Genomic DNA, 12855 nt, shown 5'->3' with positions numbered 1-12855 from the left:
TATATTCGGGTTTACCCAACCTTTGCGGTAGAAGGATGAGATTTGGTTTTGGCGGAATTTTCGCGGGCTGGAACTTTGCGAAAATTCGCTAGCGGCATGCGCCCAAGCCCTCTCTTTTCGCCTATTTTGTCCCGCAGGGGGAGATCGATTCGGCTTACTTTTGCAACTTAGGCGCGGTTGAGCTATGCCCATCGAAATTCGACATCGCGAAACTGGCGAGCCGCTGCATCGATTGTCGGCGGATACGCTGCGCGGAGCAAATCTATCTAGCAAGGCGCTGGCTTACGCCGACCTGGCAGGCGCCGATCTGCGTGGAGCGATCCTGGATATCGCTGATTTGCGTCATGCCGATCTGCGCGGCGCACGGCTGGATGAAGCCAGTTTGCAGAACGCGAGTCTGGCTGACGCGATCCTGGATGGCTGCGCCGGACAAGGCGCTGATTTTTCTAACTCGCAGGCGCAACGCGCCTCGTTTGTCGAAGCGACCCTTTCCGGCAGTTCGTTCCGCTACGCCGATCTGACAGCGGCCAAGCTGAATGCGGCGCTGATGTCCGATAGCGATCTCAGTATGGCGACGCTGCGCGGCGACTTCTCGTCGGCCAAGCTGAACCGCTGCGATCTTCGCTCTTCGGATTTGACCGGCGCCGGATTGCGGCTAACAAGTTTGCGTAACGCACAAATGGAGGGAGCGATCCTGATGGGCGCTGACCTTAGCAGCGCGAATCTTGACGGCGCTAAACTCGTGGGCGCGAAGCTTACTGGCGCGATCGTCAAAGGAACGTTGCTAGAAGGAGCGTTGCAGAAGCGGCAAAGTCGACCCACCAAAGCGAAGGGCCCCTGGTGGAAAGTTTGGAAGTAAAGCATTCACCCAGCCACGTGCTAATAGTTTGTATGTTATGCAATACGCATCAAGAAAGTTGCAATTTTTCTCTTGGGGTGTCACTTCTGATTTTCTAGAATCATAAGTGACTGGTCCGTTCTTTTACCCGCATGCAATTGCTTGATAACGGCTCGCCGGCGCAGCGTCATTAGACGCATCATTGGCGCAGCCGCTTCGATATCGACCAGGGATAGAGACGCCATGGAATGGGGCGATTCAGACCACGGCGTAGATAGATGATGAGCGCAATAGAGAAGTAGGTGCAGACTAGCAGGCACTATCGCGTAACGTTTTCCACTGACCCATCGCTGGCGAGTTCAATCGCCGGTAAAGCGTCGCTTGGGTTAAACTGGTATCGTTTATCCAAACGATACTTGGTTTCTCGTGCGGTGTTTGGTCTTAGGATAGCGCGGTTGTCGTATCTCTGATCTCTCATAAAAGCGGGCAACTAGCTAATGATGATTCAAATTAAACATCGGGAATCCGGCGACATTCTCCTCGAGATGGACGCCGAATGCCTTCAGGGGCAAAAACTGGTAGGCAAAAACCTGAAAGGGGCAGATCTCTCGAATCGCGTTCTTCGTGACTGCGTCTTTGACAGTGATAATCTCAACGGTTGCAACTTCGCCGGCTCGGATCTCGAAGGAGCCTCGTTTATCGGCGCGTCGGCGCAAGACGCCGACTTTACCGGCGCCAATTTGCAGAAGTCGCGATTTACGGATGCGTTACTCTATCGGTCCTTGTTTACTGGCGCTAATATGACAGGCGCCAACATGCGCTATGCCAAGATGGAAAATTGCAATCTTTCGTCGGCTCGACTGGTCGAAGCCGATTTGAGCATGTGCGATTTGCGGTGCGATCTATCATCGGCCAATCTGACCCGCGCGGATGTTCGCGGAGCGATCCTCAATGGAGCGAACCTCAGCGGCGCCAAGATTGATGACGCCGACTTTACCGACGCCGATATGCACGACGCCAACATGCAAGGAACGCTGATCGAGCGCGCCAAGAACGCGTGTGCGAAACACAAAAAATTTCAGCCAATTGCGCGGACGAAACGACCTTGGTGGAAAGTCTGGGCGTAGGACGAACCATTGAAAACATCGAACGATTCGATTTCCCGCCGTGGGGCGATCGAGTTAACTCTGGACGGCCGCGACCAGACGCAGCTCGTCTCATCGTAGCCCCATGCGCCATCTTTAAACTTTGCGATATATGTTCCATGGTCGGCCCCGATAGCTCCGCTATCGGGGCCGACGAAGTTGGTAAGAGGCATCGAGCCGCGGTCGGACTTGCTTCGGTGGTCGCTAATACCGTTTGAAATGGTGAAAAACCCCTGGCTTACGGGGAACCAATGCCTCCTACGGCTGCGCCGCCCCGATCGCGGAGCTATCACGGCCAACCAGGAGAATAACGCAACTTTAAAACTCGGCCCCTGAGCGCTGCTCTACATTCTTTGCTCCGCTTTCTCGCTGCCGCTTTCCGCTCCTTCCTGTCGCCGCAGAATGGGGGATTTTGGGCGGATTGGGGGTTTTTGTCGGCTAGACGCCGGAGGCAATAGCCGCAGAACGTCAGATTCAAGATTGGCAAGCGTTTGGCGCGCTGATTTCCAGGTCGTCTTCGTCTACACTGGGAGTTTACTTGGGCGCCGCTCTAGTCGGGGGGCACGTTGCCGATCGAAACGCGATTTCGGTCCAGCAACAGACCGGCGCCGCTAGCAATTTGAGCCGTAGAAATCATGAGTTTGCCGCAAATCGTTATCGTCGGTCGTCCCAATGTGGGCAAATCGAGCCTGTTCAATTGGCTTGCCGGCCGTCGTTTGGCGATCGTTGACAATGTGGCCGGGGTAACCCGCGACCGCATGACCTACCTAATGCAGTGGCGCGACCGCTATTTTGAGATCGTCGATACCGGCGGGATCGGCGTGAATGATGTCGATGACCTGACCGACGAAATCGAGCAGCAGATTGCGGTCGCGATTGATTCGGCCGATCTGATCTTGTTTGTTGTCGATACCCGCGAGGGGATTCTGCCGCTCGATCAAGAGGTGGCCCGTCGTCTGCGCCACGTCAACAAGCCGATCGTCCTGGTCGCCAACAAGACCGACGAGCAGCACATGGATCACGACGCCGACCAGTTTTATCAACTGGGTCGCGGCAAGTTGGTGCCGGTCAGCACGTTGCAAAATCGGAACAAAGATGACCTGTTGAACGTCATTGCCGATCGCCTTCCCGATGCCGAAGAAGGGGAGCAGACCGGCGAGCCCGAGATGAAAATCGCAGTGGTTGGGCGGCGAAATGTCGGCAAGAGCACTTTCGTCAACACCTTGGCTCGCGCCGAACGGATGATCGTCAGCGAAGTCGCCGGCACGACGCGTGACAGCGTCGATATTCGCTTTGAACTCGACGGAAAGTCATTCACCGCGATCGATACGCCTGGCTTGCGCCGCCGCGTCAGCGTCAAGACCGACGTCGACTTTTACAGCACGCATCGCGCCGAACGAAGCATTCGCCGGGCCGACGTCGTGCTGATGTTCTTCGACGCGTCGCAGCAAATCAGCAAAGTTGACAAACAACTGATCGCCTACATCGCCGAGAACTACAAGCCGGTCGTGTTTGTCGTCAACAAGTGGGATCTTTACCACGACAAGATGCCGACCGATCGCTGGGCGACCTATTTGCACGACACCTTCCGGAACATTCCCTACGCGCCGGTGGCGTTTATTACAGGGCAGACCGGCAAAAATGTGAAAGCGCTGCTGAACCACGCTCAGATGTTGTTCAAGCAATCGCTCGAACGGATCACGACCGGCGAACTCAACCGCATCGTGCGGTTTGCGATCGAGAAGACGCCGCCGCCGCTTTACAAACTGCGCCGTCCGAAAATTTACTTCGCCACGCAGATCGGCGCTCAGCCGCCGACAATTGTTTTGAAGTGCAATTCGCCCAAAGCGTTTAGCGACGGCTATCGTCGTTATCTGTTGTCGATGATCCGCGATCATGTCAGCTTCAGTGAAGTGCCGATCAAGCTCTATCTCCATCGACGCCAAGAAGCGGACTTCAAAGGGGACGCCCAGTCAGGCGACACCGAGGATCCGCAAGATTCGGACTCCGGCGACGCCGCGATCAGCGACTTGTTGAACGAATCGAAAGACGAATAGCTGCGTCGTTCGCCGGTGGTCGCATCCGTTGTGCGCATCAAAAAAGGGGAACCTTGCGGCTCCCCTTTTTCTTAGGAAAAACGTTGATTTGTCTTAGCGGCAGGTGGGGCAATTGCCGTTGCAGTTCCCATTGCCGCAACCGGCGCCGCCGCGATGGAATAGTCGGCTGCCGACACCGCCGCCGCCGTGGTGATGCATCGAGCTGTAAGGATTCGGCTCGCGATGCTGCCAAGGTCCGCGAACGTAGTAAACGCCGAACTGGTAAGTGTTGCTAGGCCAGTACGGGGTGGGGCTCAGTTGCGACACGTCCCCCACGGGACCGGGATTGACCGGCGTGAACTGATGGTTGATCGGCGTCACGCGGCTGGAGGGAACGCCCCAGCTGTAGTTGGTTTGCAGTGAAGCGGTCGGCGGCACGACCAGGGCCATCGGCGTGTGCCAGTTCTCGTAGTAATAGCCCCCGTGCCATGGATAGGTCTGTGCATTCTCTGCGGCGATTACGGCGGCGCCGTTATAGGTGACGGGCCAGCCGGCTTCAGCGCTGCCGGCGGCCGCGGCCGAAGCCGCAATGCCGACCAATGCGGCGAAAATCAGATTACGGGTCATCGCTAGGGATCCTTGCGTAGAACTTGCGTGGTCGTCTGGCCGACTTAGAACAACGGATTCGCCGGCGAGAGCCAGTTATGACCGCCGTACCATTTCACGGTCGTCCGATTCCAGCCGCGGCCGCCGTTGTAGGTTTGGTAGTAACGTCGCGTATGCGGGTACAAAAACTCGTGCGGAGCCAGCGGCGGATACGTGATCGACGTATGACCGACCAGCGGCGGTGTCGGGAACGGCGCGACGTACATCTCAGCGTGGACGCCGGTCTGTTGGTCGGCGACGTAGTACTGCGTAAACGGCTGTTGGGCCGACGCGGTCGATACGGCAGTCAGGCCAGCGGCCAAAACAAATCCGCAGAACAGCACACGGATGGCGAAAGTTTGCATCGTCGTCTCCTTCGGCATGCGGCATGTCTGGCCGCCGTCGAGCAGTAATTGAGTGTTCGGTTGGGTATCGCGCGTTTGCCCCTCGTTGGACGGCGCGCAAAGATTCGACTGCTGGAAACGTTATTCGGAACTCCGCAGACGGCGCGTGAATGTTTCTCACCTGATTGTGCCAAATGCCCCTAGTGTGACGATGCTGCCGTCTTTTCCGCAAACTCGCCGATTGTGCCGTCGTTACAACCGGCAAAGTTTACTACAATCGGCAGCTTGTCTTGGCTAGCGCTTTCGCCGGTCGGCATGCAGGCTCGCTAGCCCCTTGCCCCAAATTGCGTGGGGGGTTGCGACCCGGCTGGCCGTCGACGAAATTACGCCGCAGACGGAAGTTTGGAGGCTTTCGCGCCGATGTTTGTCGAAACACATTCTCTTCCCAAGCATGTCACGGATCTGACGCTGCCAGCCTGAAAGGAACGCCCGTTTTGTCGACGATTGAGGCGGAAATGACCACCCCTAGCTCTCCCAAAACCAAACGCCGTGCAACGGCCGAAACGATGGCCAAAAGCCAGCGTGAGATTTCGGTCAGCGAGTTCTTCGCCAAGAACCGCCATTTGCTCGGCTTTGATAATCCCCGCAAAGCGCTGCTGACCACCATCAAAGAGGCGGTCGACAATTCGCTGGACGCTTGTGAAGAGGCGGGGATCGTGCCCGAAATCTGGGTCCATGTCGAACAGACCGGCGCCAACCGCTACAAGGCGGGGATCCAAGACAACGGACCCGGCATCATGAAAAAGCAGATCCCGCTGATCTTTGGGAAACTGCTGTACGGGTCGAAGTTTCATCGGCTGCGGATGAGCCGCGGACAGCAAGGTATCGGCATCAGCGCGGCCGGCATGTATGGCCTGCTGACGACCGGCAAGCCGGTCAAGATTGTCTCGAAGGTCTCGATCCGCAAACCGGCTCACTACTACGAGCTGCGGATCAATACCAAGACCAATGATCCTGAAATCCTGGACGGCATCGATATCGACGCCGGCGAAAAAGGACATAAGTACATCGCCGATCACGGCATCGAATGGGTCACTCATTACGATCCGAAGACGCCGGACGCCAAGCCGGCGGAACTGCGCAGCGGTACGCGCGTCACTATCGAGTTGGAAGCGAAGTACCAGCGCGGTCGCGGCAGCGTGGACGAGTATCTAGAACAAACGGCGATCGCCAATCCGCATGTGACGATCCACTATCTGGATCCGGAAAACAATCTACGGCTCTACAGTCGTTCGACGCGCAAATTGCCGCCGGAACCGGTCGAAATCAAGCCGCATCCCTACGGCGTTGAGGTCGGCCGCTTGATCACTATGCTGAAGGAAACGCCGGAAACGACCATTTCCGGCTTTCTGACCAACTCGTTCTCGCGCGTTTCCAACGGGATCGCCAAGCAGATTTGCGAGGGAGCGAAGATCGGCACGCGCACGCATGGCAAAAAGCTGACTCGCGATGATATCGAGAAGCTGTACCACGCGATTCAAGCGACAAAGATCAGCAATCCATCGACCGATTGTATTGTGCCGATCGGCGAGGAACTGCTGTTAAAGGGAATGCACCAAGTGGTGCCGGCCGAGTTCTACTGCGCGGCGACGCGACCGCCGTCGGTCTATCGAGGAAACCCGTTTTTGATCGAAGTGGCGCTCGCCTACGGCGGGGCCGTCGAAACGACCAAGATCACCAAGGATCTGCTGAAGGAATTGCTATCGGAAAGCGATGCGCGCACCGTTCGCCAGTTTTTGATCAACACCTTCAACGGACTTGGCGCCGACGCGGCCGACAAGATCACCAAAGCGTCCAAGATGGGCGCACGGAAGAGCCCCGGCAAGTTGAAGCCGCGCGAGATCGACGCTTTGTTTGACGCGATGCAAAACGTCAACGTCAACGAAGGACAATCGATGAACGTCTTGCGCTACGCCAACCGCGTACCGCTGCAATTCAGCCAGGCTGGGTGCGCCATCACGCAGTCAATCACCAGCATGAATTGGCGCAGCTACGGACTGTCGCAGTCGCGCGGCAACGTTCCCAGCGGCCCCGTCACGCTGATGGTCCACATGGCGAGCGTTTGGGTCCCGTTCACCAGCGAATCGAAGGAAGCGGTCGCCAGCTATCCCGAAATTCAAAAAGAACTACGGCTGGGACTGCAAGCGGTAGGACGCAAGCTCGGCATGTTCCTCCGCAAACGCCAATTGGTCAAACAGCAAGCCGATCGCCGCAGCATCTTCCTCCGTTATCTGGGAGAAGTCGCCACCGCGGTCAGTGAGTTGAACGGTTGCGATCGACAATCGGTCTACGACAACCTGATGGCGGTCGCGCAGAAGAAGACAGCCGAGGCCGACATGAAACTAAATACGTCGGGCAAGCTGGTCGATGAAACGGAGGACTTTGGCGACAACGTGTTGATCGTCGAAAAGACGACAGAAGAGTTGCTCAATCGACCAAACTCCAACGGAGAACCCGAGGACGACGCGCCCCTGAACGACGGAAGTGACGAGGCGTTCGACGAACTGGAAGACGAATAATCGGCGACTGATCCCTGTAGGTTGGGTCTAGACCCAACATCACGCCTGGGTCAGCGCAGCGAAACCCAGCGCCTCGCATCCATCGCAAAACCACACGTAATCAACACGGTTCATCGAACCGTCGCACTCGAACATAACTTCCCCAAATAGATATAGCTCCATGGCCAAGAAGAAATCTGTCAAAAAGCAAGCGGGCCTACCGTTGCGCAGCGACACCAGCGAAAAGGTCAAGCTGACGCAGCGCGACAAAAAGACGATCGGCAGTCTGATCAATCTAGCGGACACCGTTGTCGCTTCAGCGCAGAAGACCAAGGATCCCCGGCTCGAAATTCCGACGCGCAGCCTCTCGAACGTTCGCTACAACAAGTCGCAGCGAATCTTGGAGATGGGGAAAAATACGACCGCACGGCAACTCTTCAACTTGAATCAGGCGAAGAGCTACATGCAGACGATGCTGGCCGCCGCAGGCTGCAAGCGATTGGTTGAATCAGGCAAGACGACCAGCATCCGGGGTCTCTACTATCTGATGAAGCATACGATCGCCGGGACCAAAGAAGAAACCTTTAGCGATCAGGCCGAAAGCGATCCGATCATCGAAGACTTGGAAGTCTTGCTCGAATCGCTCCGCGAAGAACTGCATTTGTACGCCCAGCAGCGCGGCAGCATGGTCGGCAACATCATCCTGAATGACAAGGGAGACACGATCGACTGCTCGCGGATGGGAAGCGGCGGTTACGGCATTCCCTCGATCGTCGAAGCCGATGTGATCCAATTTACCGAATGCGGCGCCGACTTTGTCCTGCATGTCGAAAAAGATACGGTCTGGCAGCGCTTCAACGAAGACAAGTTCTGGAAGAAACACAACTGCATTTTGACGCACGGCAGCGGACAACCGCCGCGCGGCGTTCGGCGGCTGCTCCATCGCTTGCACAACGAACTGAAACTGCCGATCTATTGCGTCTTTGATAACGACCCGTGGGGATACTACATTTACAGCGTGATCAAGCAAGGCTCGATCAATCTGGCCTACGAGTCGAAACGCATGGCCGTGCCGGAGGCGAAGTTTCTCGGATTGCGGGCGATCGACTACGAACGTTGCGATCTAAACCCCAGCGTCCAGATCGCCCTGAACGACACCGACCGCAAGCGGGCCAAGCAAATCGCCAAATACCCCTGGTTCGAGCAGAAAAAGACCTGGCAAAAAGAGATTCAAAAGCTCTTGGACAATGGTTTCAAGTTGGAAGTCGAAGCATTGATCAGCCAAGGGCTGAGCTACGTGACCGACGTGTACGTTCCGGAGCGTCTGGAAGATCGAACCTGGCTCGATTAACAACCTCACAGCGGACCCTACGCTCTTTCGTATCGAATTAGACATTCGGCCTTAGATATTAGTCATTTGCACGTGGCCGAATTAGAATTCAATAGCCCCATCGAATCACCATTTGCCTCTTCATTGAGAGCCGCGACGTGAACTTTGAGAAACCGCCGGAACTGGCCGACTATTTTGCTGTGGCGGAGATTCCGGTTCAATGGGGCGACATGGATTCGTTCCAGCATGTCAACAATACGGTCTATCTGCGTTGGTTCGAGTCGGCCCGCGTCGAGTATCTCTCGGCCGCCAAGCTGGACGGCGTGATGGCCGCGACCGGCACGGGGCCGATCCTCTATTCCGTGACCTGCAACTTTCGTCGCCAGGTTCGCTTTCCCGATACGATGTTGGTGGGCGCCAAAGCGACGCGACTTGGGGGAACCAGTATTCGCATCGGGCATGCGATTTACAGCGTTGAACAAAAGCAAATCGTCGCCGACGGCGAATCAGGAGTCGTCTACTTCGACTATATGAAACAACAGGCGATGCGAATTCCGGATGAGATTCGCGAGTTGATGCATACCTTTGAAGGACACGATATTTGATCGGCTGGCCATGAACGATCCTCGCGCCACGGCCGACATCTACGATCTGCCTGAGTATTACGACATCATCTTCGCCGACGAATGGGAAGCGGAGTTCGACTTTCTTCGCTTCTGTTTCGAACGCTATGTCGATGGCTCCACGCAGCGCCTCTTGGAGCCGGCTTGCGGCACTGGACGGCTGTTGGTCGAGTTGCACAGCGCCGGCTATGCGGTCGCCGGAGTCGAACTGAACGAGAAGATGACGCGCTATTGCCGCGAGCGCTGTCCCGACGCGGACTTGTTGTCAGGCGACATGGCCAACTTTCGGCTCGAGCAATTTGCGCAGCCAGAGCCGTTTGACGCCGGCTTTAACATGATCAACAGCGTGCGACATCTGCTGTCCGAAGAGTTGGCGGTCGCCCATTTTCGCTGCATGGCCGCCGCAATTCGCCCCGGCGGAATCTACGTTGTCGGGCTCCACCTGACGCCGACCGTCGGGCAGCCGCTGGAAGATGAAACGTGGGTCGCAAAACGGGAGGACGTGACGGTCACTTGCCATCTGGAAACGTACGATCGCGATCTCGACGCGCGGATCGAGCGCGCGTCGCTTTGCTACGACATCGAAAAGAACGGCCACGAAGTGCAAGTCGTCGGCGACCTTAGCTTTCGCACCTATACCGCCGCGCAGATGCAGCAAACCCTGCAAACCGCCGGCGGCTGGCGAATCGCCGCAACCTACGACTTTACGTACGATCAGGACGAACCAATCGTCGTCGGCGCAGTGAGCGAAGATGTAGTCTACGTACTACAGCGTCTTTAGAGGTCGTAGGGTCCGCTGTGCGGACCAGGGATACAACACGCGATCATGGTCCGCACAGCGGACCCTACGCCTACGCCTATTTGAGCTGCTCAAACCGCCTATGGAATCGCCACCGGGTTGCCGTCCGCTCGATTGGCCAAGTTCTGCACGACGGTCCAGTTGATCGTTTTCGGCAGAAAATGAACCGAGCCGTCGCAGAGCAAAAAGAAGCAGCCGCCTGTGGTGTGTGCGCTGCCGAAGTTGGCGTCGGAATCATTCCACGTACCGGTGACGATCGGTTGGCTAAACGGCGATTTCAGCATCCGGGTCGCGTGATATCCCCAGCGATATTGGGGGCCGTCGGTGTTGCCGCGGCTGACGTTGTCGGGGTTGTCGGCGTAGATTTCGGTTCGTTTTTCGCCGATTGCAATCGTATTGGAAAGTCCGTCGGTGATTGCGGCGAAATTCAGTCCTGTGGATCGACTAAATACCCCTTGGAAGTTCGCTTTGACGTCGGTGTTGCTTTGGCTCCCTTCTCCGCCTGCGCAAAACGCATAGTCGCCGCGCGAACAAGTGATCATGAAGTCGCCGGTTTGGCCTGCTTCCGGTCGACGCCGCGAAGGACAGAAGTAGCCGTCGACCAGGTTTTTGACTGCATTGAGATTATCTGCATGGTCGACCGGTTGCTGGATATTGAAGAGGTCGTGGATATTACCTTGTTCCAGAAATGGCAGCAGGGGAACAAAGCCGCTCATCGTGTTGTAGTTGGTGCCGGCCGCGCTGGTGTAACTCCCCTGCGGCAAGAGGCCGAACGTGTCGTGAAAGTTGTGCAGGCCAAGCCCTAATTGCTTGAGGTTGTTCTGGCATTGGCTGCGCCGGGCCGCTTCGCGAGCTTGCTGGACCGCCGGCAATAGCAGCGCGATCAAGACGCCGATGATCGCAATGACGACCAGTAGTTCCACGAGCGTGAAACCGGCCGGATGAAGTTGACGTCTCAGTAATGAGCTTGAGGTGCGTCGCATTTGATCTTCTCCGTTGGATGCATGATGAGCGAGATAAGTGGAGGGAAGAGCTGTCCGCGCAATGATATTTAGAGTTCGATATCAATTGTATTGGCTTCCGCTTTGACCGTTTGGCTGAGCGGAGTTGTCGACAGAGAAGAATATTTGATCGGAACGAGCGGCCTGGGAAGCTCGTAGTTGGGATCGTCGATTTCCATCCCTTGTTTCACTTGCGTCGAAGAGTTCACGATCACGCGATGTTCGCCGGGCACCGCGCCATCTCCCTTTTGGGCGAGCGACAACTTGTAGGTGCCGTCCGCTTGGATTTCGCCGCGCGACGCCGGCAACGCTTCGTTCACCGGATTAAAGATGATCGTGCCGCGCGACAGCGGCTTTCCTTCGTAGGTCACCTTTCCCTGAACCGGAAAAGATTGCGGGCCACTGTTGCCGCTGCAGCCGAGAGATGTCGCCGCAGCTAACAGAGCGAAGAGAGTTAAAGCTTTCATCGTGGGGCTTTCTGAAGTTCCGCTTGAATGGAGCGGTCGCTGGATGCGATCGATCTCTCCCCGTCCCGCGCATGTAAGGGAGGCTCATCGGCAGAAGATTTCGGCCGATTCCTGACGCATGTTCATCCTGGCGACGAAGCGGCCGGCATTCAATCCGAAAATGCGTAGTAAAACTCCTTTATTTTGCCAGCTTCGTGAATGGCCAGAATAGGCATAGAATTTCATGGCAGGCAAGAAACAGATCCTTTAACAGCCATGAATGGTACAGATTCCGATAAAACAGGGGTCAGGTCTTTTTCGCAGCAAAAATGACCTGACCCCTGTTTTATCGGCGCCGCTGCTTTAGTTATCAGCGATGTGGGTGTTGCCTGGGAATCGCTGCTCGAGCGCTTCACGCACCTTCGAGGTGATGTCAGGCAAACTGACCGGTTTGGCCAGGATGGAGAAGACCTGGGCGGCGATCGCCTGTTGGCGGATCATGTCGTCCAGATTGCCGGAGAGCAGGATGCAAGGGAGTTGGGCGGCGGTGGTGCGAATTTCAACGATCGCTTCCAGACCGGTCTTGCGGGGCATGTGATAGTCGAACAGCGCCACATCAATCCGCATCGAGCGGACGACATCGACCGCTTCGAGCCCATCTTTCGCGAGATGCGTTTGAAAACCGCGCGCGTCGAATACTTCGGCCAGCGCCTCGCGGAATCCGCGATCGTCATCGGTAATCAACAAATTAGGGGCTTGGACTATCCCCATCGTTCTATCTTCCGTCCGCACTCGGATCAAAAAGTAGCTAACTGGGCAGGCATCGTTGTATAAATTGCTGCTCATTTCCTATAGAGCAATTTTAATTCCTTTTTTGCACGATGCTGGCATCTTCGCAGTAAATCTCGACCGGTTCTAGATTTAGCACGTTTCGTAGTCCTTTCGCGGGAGACCGAAGTTCTGCCGAATTGACAGGCGGTTGCCTAGATTACCATCACACCGGAAATCATGGCAATTTTGCGTAAATCATGACGGCGAGGGTACTTCAAATGCCGATTCCGTTTGCGGTATAAACAAGGACGCATCGGGC

12 protein-coding genes are annotated in these 12855 nt (G+C 56.3%); 7 read left to right on the top strand and 5 right to left on the bottom strand.

Annotated features, from left to right (window positions below; genetic code table 11):
• Positions 1 to 184 precede the first annotated feature (184 nt).
• From M4951_RS23965 to der, 3 genes are all read left to right on the top strand, one after another.
• Positions 185 to 859 carry a pentapeptide repeat-containing protein gene (locus M4951_RS23965; RefSeq protein ID WP_262024121.1) on the top strand — a complete coding sequence of 225 codons (675 nt, stop codon included), beginning with the start codon at positions 185 to 187 and terminating at the stop codon, positions 857 to 859.
• Between the two features lie 476 nt (positions 860 to 1335).
• On the top strand, positions 1336 to 1965 hold the full coding sequence (locus M4951_RS23960; protein WP_262024120.1) for a pentapeptide repeat-containing protein: 630 nt from the start codon (positions 1336 to 1338) through the stop codon (positions 1963 to 1965).
• A gap of 653 nt (positions 1966 to 2618) precedes the next feature.
• On the top strand, positions 2619 to 4040 hold the full coding sequence (gene der / locus M4951_RS23955; RefSeq protein ID WP_262024119.1) for a ribosome biogenesis GTPase Der: 1422 nt from the start codon (positions 2619 to 2621) through the stop codon (positions 4038 to 4040).
• Positions 4041 to 4133: 93 nt separating this feature from the next.
• On the opposite strand, the gene M4951_RS23950 is transcribed toward der, so the two are convergent.
• On the bottom strand, positions 4134 to 4646 hold the full coding sequence (locus tag M4951_RS23950) for a hypothetical protein (protein WP_262024118.1): 513 nt from the start codon (positions 4644 to 4646) through the stop codon (positions 4134 to 4136).
• A 44-nt stretch (positions 4647 to 4690) separates the two neighbouring features.
• On the bottom strand, positions 4691 to 5029 hold the full coding sequence (locus M4951_RS23945) for a hypothetical protein (RefSeq protein ID WP_262024117.1): 339 nt from the start codon (positions 5027 to 5029) through the stop codon (positions 4691 to 4693).
• A 473-nt stretch (positions 5030 to 5502) separates the two neighbouring features.
• Here M4951_RS23945 and M4951_RS23940 point away from each other — a divergent pair, with 473 nt between their 5' ends.
• The 4 genes from M4951_RS23940 to M4951_RS23925 all read left to right on the top strand — a co-directional run bounded on the left by M4951_RS23940 (position 5503) and on the right by M4951_RS23925 (position 10300).
• Complete coding sequence (locus M4951_RS23940; protein WP_262024116.1) at positions 5503 to 7587, top strand: DNA topoisomerase VI subunit B; 2085 nt, start codon at positions 5503 to 5505, stop codon at positions 7585 to 7587.
• A gap of 160 nt (positions 7588 to 7747) precedes the next feature.
• Positions 7748 to 8917: a DNA topoisomerase IV subunit A gene (locus tag M4951_RS23935; RefSeq protein WP_262024115.1), complete on the top strand. Its 1170-nt coding sequence runs from the start codon at positions 7748 to 7750 to the stop codon at positions 8915 to 8917.
• A gap of 137 nt (positions 8918 to 9054) precedes the next feature.
• On the top strand, positions 9055 to 9501 hold the full coding sequence (locus M4951_RS23930; RefSeq protein WP_262024114.1) for an acyl-CoA thioesterase: 447 nt from the start codon (positions 9055 to 9057) through the stop codon (positions 9499 to 9501).
• A 10-nt stretch (positions 9502 to 9511) separates the two neighbouring features.
• Positions 9512 to 10300 (top strand): class I SAM-dependent methyltransferase, encoded by a 789-nt coding sequence (locus M4951_RS23925; RefSeq protein WP_262024113.1) that lies wholly within the window; start codon positions 9512 to 9514, stop codon positions 10298 to 10300.
• A gap of 98 nt (positions 10301 to 10398) precedes the next feature.
• On the opposite strand, the gene M4951_RS23920 is transcribed toward M4951_RS23925, so the two are convergent.
• The 3 genes from M4951_RS23920 to M4951_RS23910 all read right to left on the bottom strand — a co-directional run bounded on the left by M4951_RS23920 (position 10399) and on the right by M4951_RS23910 (position 12536).
• On the bottom strand, positions 10399 to 11301 hold the full coding sequence (locus M4951_RS23920; protein ID WP_262024112.1) for a DUF1559 domain-containing protein: 903 nt from the start codon (positions 11299 to 11301) through the stop codon (positions 10399 to 10401).
• 68 nt (positions 11302 to 11369) lie between these two features.
• A complete protein-coding gene (locus tag M4951_RS23915; RefSeq protein WP_262024111.1) occupies positions 11370 to 11786 on the bottom strand; it encodes a hypothetical protein in 417 nt (138 codons plus the stop codon).
• 342 nt (positions 11787 to 12128) lie between these two features.
• Positions 12129 to 12536, bottom strand: coding sequence for a response regulator (locus M4951_RS23910; RefSeq protein ID WP_262024110.1), 408 nt, complete (start codon positions 12534 to 12536; stop codon positions 12129 to 12131).
• Positions 12537 to 12855 lie beyond the last annotated feature (319 nt).

Origin of the sequence: Blastopirellula sp. J2-11 (genome assembly GCF_024584705.1) — a bacterium.
Lineage (GTDB): Bacteria > Planctomycetota > Planctomycetia > Pirellulales > Pirellulaceae > Blastopirellula.
Note: the sequence above shows the minus strand (reverse complement) of the source record. Positions and strands in the feature narration are given on the sequence as shown.